The sequence below is a fragment of the Butyrivibrio sp. XB500-5 genome (assembly GCF_003625505.1).
Lineage (GTDB): Bacteria > Bacillota > Clostridia > Lachnospirales > Lachnospiraceae > Butyrivibrio.
The window spans coordinates 1-16,466 of sequence record NZ_RAIS01000012.1 but is presented as its reverse complement, the minus strand read 5'-3'; the positions used below and the strand labels follow the sequence as shown (position 1 = coordinate 16,466).

Annotated in this window: 17 protein-coding genes; 13 read left to right on the top strand and 4 right to left on the bottom strand. The window is 40.2% G+C overall.

Going from position 1 to position 16,466, the window contains the following annotated elements:
- The 5 genes from D6856_RS15240 to D6856_RS15040 all read left to right on the top strand — a co-directional run.
- Window positions 1-492: hypothetical protein (locus D6856_RS15240; RefSeq protein ID WP_158588976.1), on the top strand; the 492-nt coding region annotated here is incomplete at its 5' end.
- On the top strand, window positions 492-893 hold the full coding sequence (locus tag D6856_RS15055) for a hypothetical protein (RefSeq protein WP_120687573.1): 402 nt from the start codon (window positions 492-494) through the stop codon (window positions 891-893). The genes D6856_RS15240 and D6856_RS15055, both read left to right, overlap by 1 nt.
- A gap of 42 nt (window positions 894-935) precedes the next feature.
- A complete protein-coding gene (locus tag D6856_RS15050; RefSeq protein WP_092250325.1) occupies window positions 936-1,124 on the top strand; it encodes a hypothetical protein in 189 nt (62 codons plus the stop codon).
- 59 nt (window positions 1,125-1,183) lie between these two features.
- Complete coding sequence (locus D6856_RS15045) at window positions 1,184-1,804, top strand: methylated-DNA--[protein]-cysteine S-methyltransferase (RefSeq protein WP_120687572.1); 621 nt, start codon at window positions 1,184-1,186, stop codon at window positions 1,802-1,804.
- Between the two features lie 115 nt (window positions 1,805-1,919).
- On the top strand, window positions 1,920-2,411 hold the full coding sequence (locus D6856_RS15040; RefSeq protein WP_120687571.1) for a flavodoxin family protein: 492 nt from the start codon (window positions 1,920-1,922) through the stop codon (window positions 2,409-2,411).
- A gap of 76 nt (window positions 2,412-2,487) precedes the next feature.
- Here the strand turns inward: D6856_RS15040 and D6856_RS15035 are convergent, their stop codons facing one another.
- Together D6856_RS15035 and D6856_RS15030 are read right to left on the bottom strand one after the other, a co-directional pair.
- Window positions 2,488-3,903: a sensor domain-containing diguanylate cyclase gene (locus tag D6856_RS15035; RefSeq protein ID WP_120687570.1), complete on the bottom strand. Its 1,416-nt coding sequence runs from the start codon at window positions 3,901-3,903 to the stop codon at window positions 2,488-2,490.
- A 140-nt stretch (window positions 3,904-4,043) separates the two neighbouring features.
- Window positions 4,044-5,207 carry a hypothetical protein gene (locus D6856_RS15030; protein ID WP_120687569.1) on the bottom strand — a complete coding sequence of 388 codons (1,164 nt, stop codon included), beginning with the start codon at window positions 5,205-5,207 and terminating at the stop codon, window positions 4,044-4,046.
- Between the two features lie 44 nt (window positions 5,208-5,251).
- Here D6856_RS15030 and D6856_RS15025 point away from each other — a divergent pair, with 44 nt between their 5' ends.
- The 7 genes from D6856_RS15025 (at window position 5,252) to mutT (ending at window position 12,951) form a co-directional block, all read left to right on the top strand.
- The gene (locus D6856_RS15025) at window positions 5,252-5,890 is read left to right on the top strand and encodes an L-2-amino-thiazoline-4-carboxylic acid hydrolase (RefSeq protein ID WP_147367857.1); all 639 of its coding nucleotides are present in this window, start codon (window positions 5,252-5,254) and stop codon (window positions 5,888-5,890) included.
- Window positions 5,891-5,994: 104 nt separating this feature from the next.
- Window positions 5,995-8,793 carry a DUF3427 domain-containing protein gene (locus D6856_RS15020; RefSeq protein ID WP_120687567.1) on the top strand — a complete coding sequence of 933 codons (2,799 nt, stop codon included), beginning with the start codon at window positions 5,995-5,997 and terminating at the stop codon, window positions 8,791-8,793.
- A gap of 34 nt (window positions 8,794-8,827) precedes the next feature.
- Complete coding sequence (locus D6856_RS15015; protein ID WP_120687566.1) at window positions 8,828-9,961, top strand: HNH endonuclease domain-containing protein; 1,134 nt, start codon at window positions 8,828-8,830, stop codon at window positions 9,959-9,961.
- Entirely contained in the window at window positions 9,952-10,275 is a 324-nt protein-coding gene (locus D6856_RS15010; protein ID WP_330544550.1) for a nucleoside triphosphate pyrophosphohydrolase, read from the top strand. The genes D6856_RS15015 and D6856_RS15010 overlap by 10 nt, the downstream gene beginning before the upstream one ends.
- A gap of 106 nt (window positions 10,276-10,381) precedes the next feature.
- The gene (locus D6856_RS15005; protein WP_147367856.1) at window positions 10,382-11,836 is read left to right on the top strand and encodes a hypothetical protein; all 1,455 of its coding nucleotides are present in this window, start codon (window positions 10,382-10,384) and stop codon (window positions 11,834-11,836) included.
- Window positions 11,837-11,926: 90 nt separating this feature from the next.
- On the top strand, window positions 11,927-12,493 hold the full coding sequence (locus D6856_RS15000; RefSeq protein ID WP_120687564.1) for a hypothetical protein: 567 nt from the start codon (window positions 11,927-11,929) through the stop codon (window positions 12,491-12,493).
- Window positions 12,490-12,951 carry an 8-oxo-dGTP diphosphatase MutT gene (gene mutT, locus D6856_RS14995; protein WP_120687563.1) on the top strand — a complete coding sequence of 154 codons (462 nt, stop codon included), beginning with the start codon at window positions 12,490-12,492 and terminating at the stop codon, window positions 12,949-12,951. Before D6856_RS15000 ends, mutT begins: the two co-directional genes overlap by 4 nt.
- An 18-nt stretch (window positions 12,952-12,969) precedes the next feature.
- Here mutT and D6856_RS14990 read toward each other — a convergent pair whose 3' ends face one another.
- Window positions 12,970-14,595 (bottom strand): hypothetical protein, encoded by a 1,626-nt coding sequence (locus D6856_RS14990; RefSeq protein ID WP_120687562.1) that lies wholly within the window; start codon window positions 14,593-14,595, stop codon window positions 12,970-12,972.
- A 153-nt stretch (window positions 14,596-14,748) separates the two neighbouring features.
- On the opposite strand from D6856_RS14990, the gene D6856_RS14985 reads away from it, so the two are divergent.
- Window positions 14,749-15,117: a YccF domain-containing protein gene (locus D6856_RS14985; protein WP_120658094.1), complete on the top strand. Its 369-nt coding sequence runs from the start codon at window positions 14,749-14,751 to the stop codon at window positions 15,115-15,117.
- 52 nt (window positions 15,118-15,169) lie between these two features.
- On the opposite strand, the gene D6856_RS14980 is transcribed toward D6856_RS14985, so the two are convergent.
- Window positions 15,170-16,198, bottom strand: coding sequence for a hypothetical protein (locus D6856_RS14980; protein WP_120687561.1), 1,029 nt, complete (start codon window positions 16,196-16,198; stop codon window positions 15,170-15,172).
- Window positions 16,199-16,466 lie beyond the last annotated feature (268 nt).

Genomic DNA, 16,466 nt, shown 5'->3' with positions numbered 1-16,466 from the left:
TTCTCACAGCTCAACGAACTTGTGGATATCTGCAAGGCTAAATATGCGGTGGATCCTGTTGTTGTCAAGAAGGCCGGCAATGTAGCTGAGGCTACAAAAGATGGAGCAGGAGTTAAAGCGTTAACTGAGTCAACGACAGGTGTTGAAGAGGTTGAAGCTATAACTAAAAGCGCAGGTGAGTCTATTAAGGTTTCAGAAGAAAAAATGTACCAGTTAGGTAAGCATTTTAATAAGCACGGGCGCGATATGGGGTATGCTGGAAAAGCTGAATATGAAGCTGCCGCGCGAAAATTTTTTGAAAAAAACAAAGAAACAGCTGAAATTTATGAAGGAATTTGGAATAGTTCTAGAGGCGCGCAAAGTGGGCAAGTTCAGATTGTTGTAAGACAGAACGGAAAACAGCTTATAATTAACAAAGAGACGGGACAGATTATTGATTTTTATGAAGGAACGAGTTTGGATGGCTTTATAAATATTGAAAGGATACAGTGATGGAACTAATACATGGAGAGATTGAACCAAATATTGGAATCGGAAAGGTTAGGCTAGGAGCTAAAAAAGAGGTTATACTAAGACTTTTTTCTTCTGAATTTAAGTTGTGGGAGAGAGGTGACGGCTTCTGCACATACACCTTTGATAATGTGAAATTATGGTTTGATGTAAATGGAGAGTTGCAGCAAATTGGTGTTACGAAAGGTTTTTTGGATGGATTTCATGATATCCATGTAGGAGATACGCTCTCTGATGTGAAAAAAACTTTTGGAAATTATGAAGATGATGGGGAAGTTTATTTGATACCGGGAGTTGACGGAATAGGTTTTGAGCTAGAGGACGTTGATGATTGGGATGAATTAACGGCGCCCATTGAGTGGATATATGTGTATAAGTCATAAGATATTCCAACAGTGATTTTAATTAGTTAGGAGAACGCATAAATGGTAGAAAAAATGTATGAGCTTGCGGGTTATTCCGTGTTTAGCTTTTTAATCATGTATACAGTCATATATTTTGTGATCAAGCACATGGAGAAAAACGGGAAAGTAATTAAATACAAAATGCTGTGGAATATACTGTTTCCGTTGGCATGGGTAGCTTTACGAGTGGCGATTTATGTGATGAAATAATAAGTTGATCCGGTCTGTTTTGATGAGAATACGGATTACGATGAGGTGGGGGGACAATAATGAAAACCAGGGCAGAAGCCTTAAAATACGGACTATCTTTTGACGGCGCATATCAGGATGCGCCCTTTCACGACAACAACTGGCAGCTTGTGCGCTATAAAGGCAACAAGAAAGCATTTCTTTGGACGTATGAAAAAGACGGACTTATCAATCTGAACGTCAAAGTCGATCCCGAAAAAGCCTACTTCTGGCGCAAGATCTACAAAGCTGTTATACCCGGATACCATCAGAATAAAGAACACTGGAACACCATAATCCTCGACGGGAGCATTCCCGACAAGGACGTAAAGACCATGATCGCCGAGAGCTACGATCTTATCTCAGACAGCCCGAGCAAAAGAATCTACGAAGCCGTTAAGCGCATTCCAAAAGGGAAAGTCGCAACCTACGGACAGGTCGCCGAGATGGCGGGCGATAAGAACATGGCAAGAGCCGTTGGTAACGCGCTCCACAAAAATCCCGAGCCCGGTAAGATCCCGTGCCACCGCGTAGTAAACTCAAAAGGTGAACTCGCCGGCGAATTCGCCTTCGGCGGTGCCTGGAAGCAAGGGGAAATCCTGCAGTCAGAGGGCGTAGAGGTTATAAACGGGAAAGTTGACTTGAAGAGATATAGGATGTAATTTTTATCTTTAAGTGCTTTTTTAGGTGAGTTAAAGATAAAACTTGCATTGAATTTTATCTTTAACTCTGTAAAAATATGACTTAAAGATAAAACTTATATGAGAGGGAGAAAAAATGAAAACACTGATCGTTTACTACTCAATGGGAGGGAACACTGAGTACGTCGCAGAGAAGATCAAGGCAGGTATCGAAGATGCCGACACACTGCGCCTTGTTCCCAAGAAAGCTTACAAAGATACAGGTTTTGCCAAGTTCGTCTGGGGAGGAAAGAGCGCGCTCATGGCGGAGAAGCCTGAGCTCGAAGACTATAGTGTCGACCTTTCGCAGTATGACCGCATCATCTACGGCTTTCCTGTGTGGGCGGGAACCATCACGCCGCCTATCCGCACATTTGTAGCCGACAACAAGGAAATTCTTAAGGGCAAAAGAAACTGCGCCTACGCCTGCATGGCAGGAAGCGGCGGGGTAAAAGCAATAGAGAAGCTCGCCAAGGCAATAGGAATAAAAGGCTTTGAAGCAACTTCGATATTCATAGATCCAAAAGACAGCCCGAGCGCGGAAAAAGACGCCCAGATAAACGGACTTATCGTAGCGCTCAACCAGTAAAGACAATCGGCGTAAAAGCCGGTGAAAAAATGCAATAAACAGGGGCCTGCCGATGATATTCGGCAGCCCCCTTATCTTATCCTTTTCTTCTGTCTATTTCGGGATGATCCGCATAGAACTTATCTTTATTTCTATACATCTCTTCATCCGAAAGCCTCAGACATTCGCGTATGGATAGGTCGGAATCGTTAAATACGCATCCGACCGACAGACATACTTTGTCCGGATCACTCGTTCTTTCTTTTAACTCATCGATTTTTTCAAAAAACTCTTCATTGGTGCAGCCCTTTACTACGATCATGAACTCGTCACCGCCCGCGCGGTAGATGTCCTGGTCAAGGAATACTTCCTGAAGCAAAAGAGCTGCCTTTTTTATCAAAATATCACCTGCCTGATGACCGCTCTCATCGTTGACACGCTTAAGCCCGTTGATGTCCGCAAACACAACTCCGTACGGCTTTGGGATGACAGTCTTCTTGGAAACAACATCGAGGATCATGCTGTTCATCGCATTTGAATTAAATACACCCGTGAGCGTATCCGTGTAACTTATGTGCTCCAGCTTTTTTAACATGATATAGCCGGCAATTTCTGAAGAAATAAAGAACGTGGTAATCTCCAAAGTCTCTTTTATCTTGGAAGTATTGTCCGTGTCAAAATTGGTTGCCCATATAAAGCCCATAAGCTCCCAGTTGTGCCGAAGAGGGAAAATAATGATACTCTTTACCCCTGCTTCTTTGAGATTCTGATACCATGCGTAATTAACCTCTTTTACATACTCAAGGTCCTTGTCATTTTCGATGACTAAACTGTCTCTTTCTCCGATCATATCAAGCCATGACATGGTAAGATCATACTGGTTGGGGTATTCGGTCAAGGGCTTGACTGTGCAGCTTTCCGACTTGCTCGTTGCGAGGATAGACAGCGTACCAGCGCTTTGGTTTACAAGCGAAATGGTACATATATCCGCATTGCACAGCTTGCGGATATCATGTATGACTTCATTCATCGTCGCGTTGAAATCACTCGATCCGCGCAGCTTGATACAAGTCTTCAAAACATCGTTGGAGATGCTCATGGAGCTTGACGAAGCCATATCAATATCATCGACATCGGTTTTCTCATTCAGGAAAACGCAGTAGCAGAGATTGTCTTCCTCGTAGTCCAAAGGCAAAAAGAACAGATTGAACCACAGATTGGCAACATCTATATTAAGGTATGTGTGGATTGTTTTCTTTAAGATGGCGCTTTGATGGCACTTATGCTCGAAATCGGGAGACTTGGGAAGATACTTGTCGTAGATATTGTTCTTCCTAAACTTTCCGATGATCGTGCCCGGCTTCACGGCAAAAAGCGGGTGTTCCACGAACTCAACAAATACTTTGTTGCCCGTGACTATTCGTATCTCGCCGTATCCTCCGTCTTCCTTTTTTTCGACCGACAGAACGCACGCCATCGGCTTTAAATCATCAACAAGAGTCTGAAAATCCATCTCGCAACCTCGCTACGCATGCATAGTGAACATATCTCCGGATACTAATTATTATATACTAATATGAACAATATTGCGTATGTATAAACTCGATTTTATGATTTTGGGCGAAAATTTAGATTATATTTATAGCAATGGGGTCACTCCCCAAATTTATAAACCTCATCGCTAAATCCGATCTTTTTTCGCGCCTTTGCAAGCAGATCGGCCGCTTCTTTCTCGGAAACGACTTTAAGCCCTTTTTCCTTCACAAGAATGTCCCTTGCGGCGTCATATGGGTTGTTTGGATTACTCGGATCGTCCTCGATATCATTGTAATCCGAATCCGTCAGATAAATCATGTAGAAAGCGTCCTTGTCATTTTTGCTCTCATCAAGATCATATCTCACAACATACATAAGATCAGCGCCGTCAATATTGTATTCGGGATCTTCTCCGTCTAAACGGAATGAAAGCTTGTTATCGTTATCGCGCTCTCCGTAAAGCTCCTCCCAACATCTATGCCAGAAGTGATACTCACCCGAAGCGTCCAAGTAGCCTTCATCGTCGCCGTGTGAAGTCGCTCCGCCCGAGCCTGTAGAAGATACACTGCCGTTAAATCCGATCATAGTAGTGCATCTACTCCATGAATCAGCGACGAAACAGACCTTTAACGAGCCGCCGACATTTTTGACAACGATAGAAGGCTGGAATTCACCTTCAAATTCCGGAAGGATGAGCATTTCAATCTTTCCGTCCAAGCCAAGGTCCAGATATTTAGCCGAGATATTGTTGCAAGCAATCGGAGAGTCCGGTATTTCGCCGGCTGCGATGTTCGAGAGCATTTCTTTAAGCGTATAGTTTTTTCCGTCATCCAAAACGGAAGAAAAATTCAGGTATTCGCACTTGTCGCCTTTGCTACTGTAAGTTGCCTTGGCAGTTCCCTCCAAAAATGAATCATAAAGAGCTGCGGAATCATCATCGATCTTTACTTCTTTTCGCTCCTTGGGATTGTTTTGATAGCCGCTTCCGCTTGAGTATTCGCTGCTTACAGAAGCCGCGTCCGAAGATGTTTCCGTAGAGGTCGCTTCCGATGATGCTTCTGTAGAAGATACTTCACTTGAAGCCTCTGTGGCCGAATTCTCGCTTTCGGCAGCTTCTGAGGTACTCTCGGCAGCAGCTGTGCTACTCTCTGAAGTAGCCTGCGTGGAAGCTGCGACAGCCTCGGTAGAATCCACTGACGGCGCAATCGAAGAAACCTCCGAATCGCACCCTGAAAGAACCAGCATAAGAGCCGGTATGGTCAAAAGATATTTTGTTTTCATTTCTTTTCCTCCAATAAGCGTTTTATACATGATAACATATTATTGTGTTAAAAAAGACTTCAAGGAGAGACTCACTTATGACAACAGTAGAAAAAGCATTACAGGGAAAAGCATTTATCAAAGAAGAGCTCTACAACGCATTCACGCAAGAGGATGCGGATGAGATATGGAAAAGAGCCGGAGAAAAGCTGGGCAAGATCTATGCGGAGCACCAAGGGCTTCCCAAGGGCGTTGCCGCTCACACCGACGGAAATATCTTCCCGTCAGCAGCCATCTACCTTTCTATGAAGGACAAAGACCCTGAGAAAGCATTTGAGGTAATGCGAGTATCCATGAAAGCAAACAGCGAAAAAGCAGGCGCTTCCCTTGCAAAGTCGGCAAGATTCCCCGGCTTCACGAGGTTCTTCCTCGCTATGTGGGGACCCGTCGCCAAGAAAAGTTTCGGAGAGACCGCCGGCTTCAAGAACGTCTTCTACCCCAAGAAAAAAGGCGAGTTCGCCATGGACATAACCAAGTGTCCCTACCACACCTACCTCACAGAACTAGGCTGCCCCGAGATCAACAGACTCTTCTGTGACAACGACATCTACTGCTACGGCAACATCCCCGGCCTTGAATTCATCCGCACCAAAACAATCGGAAACGGCGATGAACTCTGCGATTTTAGGTTGAGGTTGAAATAAGAATCAGGAAAAAGAGATTGCGAAATATATGCACTTTAAATTCGGTGCGGGTTTTATAGTATAATTGTTGTTGAAACTGATTGTTATCCGAAGAGGTCGTTGATATGGCAAATATGGATGATAACTTGTTTTTAACTAACTACACAGAACAGACATTTCTAGAGCGCCTTAAAGATAATTTAAGGAGCTGTGATTCTTTTTGTTTTTCGGTTAGCTTTATCAAAAAGGCTGGCCTCGTTTTGATTATTAAGGATATTGAATCTGCTTTGCAGCGCGGATGCAAAGGAAAGCTAATCACTTCTACATATCAGAATTTCACCGATGTCGAGTCTCTTCAAAGATTCCTACAGCTACAAGATATATATGATGGATTTGAATGTCATCTTGATTATGAGAGCTTTCATGACAATAGTTATTCGGTTATTGGCTATCATTCAAAGGGATATTATTTTGAATTCAATGATAGAGCAGAGCTTATTATAGGATCTTCAAATATAACTAAGTACGCTCTAAAGAAAAATATAGAGTGGGATATTGCTGTAATAAGGGATAAAAACTCAAACGTCTTTTTGGATATGCAGAAAGAATTTGAGGATAAATGGAATAGGACATTTCCGCTAGATAGAGAGCTAATCAATAAGTATAAAAAGAGAATAGATTTTGCCATAGAATGTTGGGATATGGATTATGGGCAGAAGATAGAAAATGTTCGCCCGAATTATATGCAACATAAGGCTCTGAAAGAACTGAATAGATACAGGACAATGGGCAAGAAGAGAGCGTTAGTTGTAGCGGCGGCAGGCTCGGGAAAAACTTTTCTAGCTGCTTTTGATGCCAGAAACTTTGATCCCAAGAGACTATTATATGTTGTTCACGAAGGCTCAATTATGCAGAAATCATTGGAAACATTCCAAGAAGTTTTTGGGGCAGAGAAAAGTTATGGTATCTATAATCAATCATCACATGAGCTTGACGCTGATTTTCTGTTTGCCGGAAACATTATCCTCAGTAGATCTTTGGAACTGTTTGGAAAAGATGATTTTGATTATATAATTCTCGATGAGTGCCATCACGCTACAGCTGATTCATACAAAAAGATTATTAACTATTTCGAACCGGAGTTTTTGGTTGGATTAACAGCTACACCTGAACGAATGGATAATGAAGATGTTTTTGAATTATTTGATTCTAACGTTCCGTATGAACTCCGACTCAGGGATGCAATAATAAACGATCTTGTCGTACCGTTTAGATATTATGGAATTAGGGACAGTCTTGTAGATTATGGCCTGACTAAGGATAAAGAAAGACAACTTATTTCACAGCTTGCAGCGGTGGATCATTGTGATTTTATTAAAGATAAAATAGAAGAATACAGACCAGAAGGCAAACTGAAGGTGTTGGCTTTTTGTAAGAATATTACTCATGCCAGAATGATGGCTGAGGAACTTGGGGAATATTATCATACTGCATATCTCACCGGTAAAAATACTGTTACTGAGAGAAAAAGTGCATATGATGATCTTCAGGATGATAGCAAAGAACTTGAGATTATTTGTACGGTAGACATATTGAATGAAGGTGTTGATATACCCGGAGTCAATATGGTACTGTTCCTGCGCCCTACAGAAAGTTCGACTATTTTTATTCAGCAATTAGGAAGAGGACTTAGAAAATTTGAGGGAAAGACTCATGTCACTGTTCTGGATTTTATAGGTAACAGCTATAAGAGAAGTGTACAGGTAGCTTTTGCGTTAGGAAGTCTTGCAAAGAATTTCATTCTTGAAAAAAGATTAATGCAAGATCTTGTAAAAGATGATTTTAAGGCATTAGGTCTTTCAGAATATGGCGTAAATATACATTTCGATGAAGAAAGCCAGCAAGAAATCATAAAGTACATCGATAATGAGAATTTCAATGGACTTAATTATTTAAAGCAAGATTATTATAACTTCAAGAAATACAGTAATAGTGAATTCTATCCTAAACATATAGATTATCTGAACAATGATTGCGCACCTGACTTGATGAGATTTTTTAGTACTAAGATCAGTAATCGTAAAACAGGATGCTATTACAGTTTTCTGTTGGGAATTGGAGAGGAAAATCTTCCAATTTTTACAGATGCGCAGGTGGGATTTATTAAGTATGTTTCTTCACTTCTCCCGCTAGTTCGCAGACATGAATATGAAATAATAAAGCTTCTTCTGAACGAAGATTTAAAAGAAGATAAAATATATGAGTTTTTCAAAAAAGATTATGATGATTTTAAATCTGAGGAAGTCGAGCATGCCATTAGATTCATGCTTAAGAATAAGGCAATAATTAGAGATGAAGATACATTAAAACTCAATGTTGATATGGATGATCAGCTTCACGAATACATGGATGATCTTCTTGAGTATGGTTTAGTTCGCTATGACGCTGAGTATATGTATCATGAGAAGTTTGTGCTTTGGAATAATTATCGCATGGATCAAGTGCAGCTTAAGATGCTTAAGGATCCTGAACATAATCAAAAAGGCACGTATTTCTATGGGGATGAGGTTATTATTTTTGCATCGTTGAAAAAAGATGCATCACTGGAAGAACGTTTAAATTATAAGGATAAATTTTTAGAAGAAAACCTCTTCCAGTGGGAGTGTGAGAATAATATCTCGGCAGCAGATTTGCAGGCGCTAAGATTATCTAAATATGCACATCTGTTTATTAGGAAGGTGGCGGAAGAACATGGTGTGAGACTTCCTTACACTTATGTTGGTACAGGAACTTTTTCTAATGAAAGAAAACAAGAAAAGGTAGATAAAGCTACAGGTAAAACAAATACCACATATCTATATGATATAGACATGACTGAAGTACTACCGGAATATCTTCAGTATGATTTTGGAGTGGCACAGTAGGTTTTAAGAAGAAAGCTGAATATACGAGAAAGATATGAGTAAACTTCCTTACGATGAAAAACTCAATATTGGCTACCTGAGCAGATTGTTTGATGATACAAGCAACTGCTATAAATTCTTTTGGTTTCAAGCGATTCTTGGAAAGCTTACTGAGAATAAGACAAGATTTACTTACGATGAATTAATAAACGAGATGATTGCTGATGCTTGGTATATGGTTACAGAGTATCATCTTAGATTAGGACCGATTGGCGTGACTGATAATCTTGAAGAAGCTGTGAAATATATTGGAAAAGTGATGCAGTTTCCCGCTTCGGAGAAAAGATCAGTTATCATTTCTTATCTTGAGAATAGCGATGATAAAGTGCTAACAGGATACAAGAAAGAGCTAATTAAAAATGTTCCTTACAGAATCCATTCTCCATTTCTTGATGATATTAAAATTGATAAGCGAGAGTGGTATAGACCAGAGGAATTATCACATAAGATAAATCAACAGCGAAGACTTTTATATTATTATGATGCTTTCGGACAACTATCAACAGTAATATACATTAATGATGAATGGATTCCTTATCTCACTCGAAACAAAGAGATTTTACATGGGTGGCTGCAATTAAATCTAATTCATTATTTGCAGAAAAGAAATCCAAGTGTTCCGGGAATAGCAGATAAACTAAGTGCTCCGCAAAATAGAGATATTGAACGTGTTCGGAAATATTGGAAACTAATTATAAATATCAGACCTGATATTAGGGATATTTACGGACATAAAGATCTTTCAAATACAACTATTTCAGTAGATCATTTTGTTCCATGGCAGTATGTAGCTCACGATGAATTGTGGAATCTTCATCCAACTACTAAATCAATTAATAGCAGTAAAAGTAATGGTTTACCTGAGTGGGAACTATATTTTGAACCATTATATAAACTTGAATTTTTGTCATACTCACTATCTAAAGAGAATAACGTTGTTGCAGAGGAGTTTTCTAAGATATCAAAACACCATTTGAATAATGATGAGGTGAATAGAACGTTATATTGTGATGGCTTGTCAGAAAATGAATTTGGCTGCAGGTTACAGAATATAATCCGACCAATTTACGATGCAGCAAAGAACAATGGTTTCAAAGATTGGAGATATGAGGAAACAGCATGTCAGTGAAAATCTATAATAAGCTTGTTAGAGATAGAATTCCCGATATTATCGAGAAAGATGGGAAGCAATGTGATATACGAATCCTGGATAGCGCAGAGTATTTACAGATGCTTGATTCAAAACTTGATGAAGAGGTCAAAGAATATCACGAAGATCAAAATCTTGAAGAACTTGCAGATGTTCTTGAAGTGCTGTATGCGTTAGCTAAAGCGAAAGGCTATAGCATAGAAGAATTGGAAGCACTCAGAGCGGAGAAAGCCGAGAAAAGAGGCGGCTTTGAAAAAAGAATATTTCTGAAGAAAGTGATAGAAGATGCATAACGATAATAAGACAAACAAATTGATAGAAAACTCATTTTCTTATAAACAAAGGTGCAAAGCAATCTGGAAGAATCTCTTAAATCAAAAAGAGGATTACTCTTTTCCGATGATAGTTCGTTTAGAAACTTCATTGTCTGTTGATGAAGAGATTCGCGAATTAAATAATGAAGAAGATATAGAGAAAAAGCATGATAAATATAATCGTATAGTAGAATTTTCCGTTTTGACAAAAGAGATATACGATTATGACAGAGAGACCATCCTAAACGAATTTACGGATCAGATTCCTGAGTGGACCGGAGATTATCATCCTTTTTTTGTATCTTTCTTTGTAGAAGTAAATGAAAATAGTAAGCATATAATAGACAGCTTGGAGTATCAGTGGTATAAAGCAAGGTTTATCCCAAATAATCCAAGAGAAGCTATAAATAATGAATTAATACAAGATGTAACAACGGAAGAATCATCGCTTGATGCGATGCTGTTTTTTTCAGCAAACTCGGTGAAAAACAGATATGGTAAGCTGCAAATTTTGTCGGATGAGCCGTTTTTTCGTAAAGTGAAGCCGAATAGGTTTGTTTTAAATCATTATAAACCGGATCATTTTCCTGTAGCGTCTGATGGTGCTGTGGGAGGAACACTAAATGGCATCTGGAATGATGATGCAATCAAAAAAGTAGATTTATATAATATTGGCCACGGTAATGCTGATTATATAAAAGGGAAAAAGAAAAGACTTCTTTTTGATATTGGATATGATCGTAATAATTTGTATAGGTATTATTTAGGTATAGGATCATATCCGTACCCAAAAGCGCGTAGGGCGATAAATAGAATGAAACCTTCTGCTGTTATTGTTTCGCATTGGGATACAGATCATTTTATGGGGTATATATTTGCAAATCCCAGAATTCTAGATTTGCAATGGGTTGCACCTACGTTGGTCCATCCGGGAAAGGATATGAAATTTAGTATATCGGCTTTTCGCTTAGCAGCGTTTCTTATTCACAAAGGTAATTTGTTGTTGGTGAATAGAACAGGGATACAACATAATGTGGCTACTTTATCATGTGGCGGAAGCAATTATTTGATTCAACTTAAAATGGGTGGAGATAGTGGATTACCACAGGATATAAGTAAACCTGGAATCACGTTGAGAAATCGAGAAGGATTGTATCTTGAATTCTTTTACAAAAATAAGCTTCATACATTGCTTGGAGCAGATGTTCCATATAATAGCATGGAGAGAACCATTGATCTTTCGCAGCTTATGCTCATGCATGTTCCGCATCATTGCTCGAATATGCGATTAATGCAGTTGACCGGAAGGACTTTGAGAAATAAAAAAGATGCATACGCTATAATTTGCACTAGTGTAAAGGATGATGGCGGAGTAAAGATATATGAAGATTACTTTGCTCATAGAAATGAGTTGGATAGGATGTTTGGACATGATAATGTGTGGCACACTCTTTTTCCTAAACATAACATCAATAGGAATCGGTTGATTCGTGTGAAATATGATGATTATGGAAATATTATAGTGAGTGATTATGTATAACTGATCATATTCAGCTATTTTTTACACCGGCTCTTTTGCCCAATCCTTATCATGGGGGTGATGGGCCAATATTGAAAGGTATAAAAGGAAATGAGTAGATACAAAGATAATAAAGCAAAAGCAATTATTGCTATTACTATAATGTGTATTGTAGCAGTTTTTAGCCTTACAGCGTGTGCTTCGGGGAACATGACGAGCATAAAAGAAAAAGCAAAAGAGAACGGATATGATTTAGAGTCTGTAGATAATAGGACTGTTTGCGTGGAAGACGGTGACGCTAAGTATTATTACAATATTTGGATATTTGGCGTGAGTTTTGATAGGTGCGAGATCAAGGTGGAGGAAGAAGGCGTGGAAGTTAAAAAAGGCGAAGCTATTATTTCTATCGAAAATGAAAATCGAAATAAGGTCCGTGTTACAGTTCATGATTCTCGAGTGTTGATAAATGACGATGGCTACGAGGAAGAGCAATATGCTGTTAGATATTATATATGCGATAAGAAATTTGATGCTTCATCAATTGAGTCAAAAACGGTGATAGATAGTGATGTTAAAGCAGAAAAAGCATATAAACATGTTGAGAGATTTTTGACTACAGAAGAACTGAAAGATTATTACAACAATGCGCTGATTATACGTGAACAGCTTAACGGATGAAATGCCGGGCGGAGAAAGCTCTTTTGCCTTATAACGAAAGTGAGACCAACTTGAATAAAAAGACGATACGTGTTGTTGCAGCTGTTATTTGGGACTGCAGCGGGGGAGAAAAAAGAATATTCGCAACGGCCAGAGGGTACGGAGATTACAAGGGTATGTGGGAGTTTCCGGGCGGAAAGATCGAGGCCGGTGAGACGCCGCAGGAAGCGCTTGTGCGTGAGATAAAAGAGGAGCTGACTGCGACGATAGCTGTGGGCGAGCTAATTAAGACGATTGAATATGACTATCCCGAGTTTCATCTTTCTATGGATTGTTTTTTGGCTGAGGTGGAATCGGGGCAGTTGGTGCTCAAGGAAGCCGAGGCTGCGAGGTGGCTTACGAAGGATGAGCTTGATGAGGTCAACTGGCTGCCGGCGGATCGGGAGCTGATTGAAGAGATAAAAAACCGGATCGTGTGATCCGGTTTTGGTGTTGTATTATTCTTTTGATATTGTTGTGCCCATTTCGCTGAATATTTGGTTGATTCTCATGAAGCCTGCGAAGCCTTTGGGCTCTTTGGAGAGAGTATCCAGGCAGGTCTCGAATTTTGTACTGCCGGTATCTGCTTTAGGGATATGCAGTATATATACTTCACCGTTATGGATGAATCTGCAGTTCTTTGCTACATTTGGCTTTTCATATAATGCGCGCATGAGTGCGGGAGAGAAGCAAATGTTTTTTCCAAAATCAAGGTCAATAGAATCCGCGTTGGGATTTTTTCTAAAGACTGTATTTATCATATCGGTGATGATCGTTGCATTCATTGCGCCGGTTTGCGGCGCTGCCACATTGTTCGGAGCTCCGGCATTGCTGCTGTGATCTGAGCTTACGTGGGTTTGTGATGTGGGTTCGGTTATTTGTTCCGGAATGGTAGTGCTACCCGGTGAAGCGGTATTTGTGGGCGCACTTGGAGGAGTGGTGGGTGTACCTGTGCCTTCTCCGCTACCTGTGCCTGTTGAGGGAGGAGTAATTGTACCTTCTGTAGTCGATATCGGTGCGACTCTATTGTTTTCTATATCATCGGCTGTTGTACCGACCGGGTATATATTTATTTTTCCTGAAGTATATAATGCTGATGTATCGGGCTCTACAGGGGTTCCCGGAGCGGGTGTTTGTCCCGATTGCATTGTTCCGTGTGAACCGTTTCCTATTGCGGCTCCTGCACCATAAGTAATAGAAAAACTTGTACCAGCACCTCCTATAGGTGCAATAGTAAGATTTTCATTTCCTCCACTTCCTCCGGCGGCTGAAACGGTAGCAGAACCGCTAATAATTATTTCACTTGCAGTTCCTTCGTAACCACCACCGATACCTGCTCCGGTTAATCCGCCTGTAGCAATAATATCGCCGCCTGAGATTGTGATATGATCAGCATCACCATTATATCCGCCGCCAATACCTGCTGCGTATTTTCCGCCTGTAGCAGTGATATCGCCACCTGAGATTGTAATATCATTAGCACTGCCATCGATTGTAGTCATGCTGAATCCGCCGCCGGTTGCCGGATTATTAACATATCTTTGACCGCCGCCGATACCTGCGCCGTTTTCTCCACCTGTGGCAGTTAATTTATCACCGGAAGTGATTTCTTCGTTCTGTATTGTGAGGTTTCCGTCGTTCCCTTTTTCAATTCCTGCGTGATTATCACCTGATTGAACTGTATTGGTTCCGTTTATTTCGATCACAACATCACCATTACCTGAGGTGGAGATTGCTGCTCCGCCACTCGATTCGGTATCTATATTCACGTTTTCAATCGTGACCTTTGCGGCATTTTCGCCTTCGCCGTGGGATTCGATGCTTATAGTATTTGAAGTACCGCCGGCGTCACTGCATGTTATGACGGTTTCTGTAGTTTCGTTATGTGTATTGGTGTCTTGGGTTACGGTTCTTTCTCCGTTTTCATCAGAATTAACATTGACCGATCCGTTTACAAGATCGTAGTTTTCCGCGTAGGCAACAATAGGCGCAGCTATCAGACCTGCGGCTATTGACATGCTTATTGAAGCGGCAGTGATGGCTATCATACATTTTTTCGGTGCACATGAAAATCTTTTCCTCATAAATTTTATCCTCCGGGCGCCTAATGGCGAAACATATAACATAAGTCTCTCTATTATATAAGTGTCATCTTTTTCCAAAATTCCTAAGTGAAAATTATAAAAAATGGTACAATAGACAGAACAAAGAGTTCATTGTGAAAGGATTGAGGATATATGAGATTTTTAGGGAATGTGATATGGATAATATGCGGCGGACTTTTGAGCGCGATCGGCTGGTGGCTGGCAGGCGTTTTGTGGTGCATCACGGTTGTGGGAATTCCTGTCGGGCTTCAGTGTTTTAAGCTGTCGTCGATTTCGCTGAATCCGTTCGGAAAAGAGATTGTGGATGAAGGCGGCGCGGTGTCGTGTTTTTTGAATGTAATATGGTTCTTTGTTTCGGGACTTGAGCTGGCGCTGGGGAACCTTATGATCGGGATTATTTTGTGCATTACGATCGTGGGAATTCCGTTTGGAAAGCAGTTCTTTAAGATCGCGAGACTTGCGTTGTTTCCGTTTGGTGCGAGAGTTGTAAAGATGAGATGATTGGTGAAAAAATCCCCCGGGGAAAATTCATACCCCGGGGGATGTCTTCATTTCAGATATCGGAGAATAGTATTTCTTTGCATAAGCTCGCTATTTCAGGATTGGCATCTTTATCATCGTCATAATGAATTCTAATACTTCTTACAACCTTATAATCTTCAATGCAGTCGCACATATTCTTTGCATGTTTTAAAAAACTTATGATTATATCATCGCCGTCATCAAACTGCGAAATACCGGTGACCGGGCCCTCATCCAAAAGTCCGTCAATAATATCCCTAATACCGGCAAATTCCTCTTTCGTCGGATTACCTTTTAATATTTCGTAAGCCCCTGACTTAGTCCAACAATCCATTGCCGAATACGCTGGTAAAACATTATTATGCACACCATCTATAAGAAGCCATCTCTTTATCTCATCGGTTACGGCTTCAATTCTTTCGACTGCATGAACTCGTCCCCAGCCATGAACTTTTTTTGCCAGGTTCAATATCTCTTCATTTCCGTTTTTCCAAGCGCGCATTATAAAGACAGAAAATAAGGTAAACTCGTCACAAAGACCTATTGTGCGAATAATATTTTTTACATCCGGCTTTTCATCTGTATTAAATAATTCCAATATACAAAGACCGTATTTAACCGTTTCTTTGCAGGATGAAGTGGTTATAGCGTGAATTGCATATCTTAAACAGTTCGTAGGATTGAGTTTTTCTCTGTTCTGTAAAATATATGCCTGAATATCATCGATTGAATATAATGCACGAGCATGAGTACCTAATTTATCAAAAAGTTGATCTGCTTTGGAAAAGTCTCCGCTTGAAGCTGCAGTTACCGCTCCACCCATTTCTTTCTTGGTCTCATCAGTGTTAGCTGAGCGGCCCATATGATATATGCAAATGCCATCTTCTGCACCATCAGCAAAATGCAGTCTACTATCATCTTTTGTCGGTAAAGAAAAACTCTCAGGAAGTTCGCCATCGACAAGCGCTCCGGAAATAATATCAAATAAGGCTTCCGGCCTGCTTGTGACAGAAGGTGCTTTATCATTATTCTTTTTCCTTAAAAAATCAAACAATCCCATATTCTCTCGCTTTCCGTATTTAGATAATGATTTAAGTTAAAGTATATTATACTTTAGACCGGTGTTGATATGAAGGTTCTTCCTTTAGCTTCTACATAAAATCTTAAGAAATTTCGGCGGTATTTCTTAAGATTTACCTGCTATCATAGATAAAGTCGACGGTCTTTCAACGGCCATTCTTATGTCGACATATGGCGGATTCGCCAAATTCTATTTATAAGGAGACTTATCTTTATGTCTAATTCAAAAGAAACAACACAGAAACTTA

What these genes read in the sequence shown, in the direction of transcription:
- D6856_RS15045 (WP_120687572.1), top strand. Translation starts at nt 1,184, where the DNA reads ATGAAAACCAGGGCAGAAGCCTTAAAATACGGACTATCTTTTGACGGC.
- D6856_RS14990 (WP_120687562.1), bottom strand. Translation starts at nt 14,595, where the DNA reads ATGAGGAAAAGATTTTCATGTGCACCGAAAAAATGTATGATAGCCATC.
- D6856_RS15050 (WP_092250325.1), top strand. Translation starts at nt 936, where the DNA reads ATGGTAGAAAAAATGTATGAGCTTGCGGGTTATTCCGTGTTTAGCTTT.
- D6856_RS15030 (WP_120687569.1), bottom strand. Translation starts at nt 5,207, where the DNA reads ATGAAAACAAAATATCTTTTGACCATACCGGCTCTTATGCTGGTTCTT.
- D6856_RS14985 (WP_120658094.1), top strand. Translation starts at nt 14,749, where the DNA reads ATGAGATTTTTAGGGAATGTGATATGGATAATATGCGGCGGACTTTTG.
- D6856_RS15040 (WP_120687571.1), top strand. Translation starts at nt 1,920, where the DNA reads ATGAAAACACTGATCGTTTACTACTCAATGGGAGGGAACACTGAGTAC.
- D6856_RS15020 (WP_120687567.1), top strand. Translation starts at nt 5,995, where the DNA reads ATGGCAAATATGGATGATAACTTGTTTTTAACTAACTACACAGAACAG.
- D6856_RS14980 (WP_120687561.1), bottom strand. Translation starts at nt 16,198, where the DNA reads ATGGGATTGTTTGATTTTTTAAGGAAAAAGAATAATGATAAAGCACCT.
- D6856_RS15010 (WP_330544550.1), top strand. Translation starts at nt 9,952, where the DNA reads ATGTCAGTGAAAATCTATAATAAGCTTGTTAGAGATAGAATTCCCGAT.
- D6856_RS15035 (WP_120687570.1), bottom strand. Translation starts at nt 3,903, where the DNA reads ATGGATTTTCAGACTCTTGTTGATGATTTAAAGCCGATGGCGTGCGTT.
- D6856_RS15055 (WP_120687573.1), top strand. Translation starts at nt 492, where the DNA reads ATGGAACTAATACATGGAGAGATTGAACCAAATATTGGAATCGGAAAG.
- mutT (WP_120687563.1), top strand. Translation starts at nt 12,490, where the DNA reads ATGAAATGCCGGGCGGAGAAAGCTCTTTTGCCTTATAACGAAAGTGAG.
- D6856_RS15005 (WP_147367856.1), top strand. Translation starts at nt 10,382, where the DNA reads ATGATAGTTCGTTTAGAAACTTCATTGTCTGTTGATGAAGAGATTCGC.
- D6856_RS15000 (WP_120687564.1), top strand. Translation starts at nt 11,927, where the DNA reads ATGAGTAGATACAAAGATAATAAAGCAAAAGCAATTATTGCTATTACT.
- D6856_RS15015 (WP_120687566.1), top strand. Translation starts at nt 8,828, where the DNA reads ATGAGTAAACTTCCTTACGATGAAAAACTCAATATTGGCTACCTGAGC.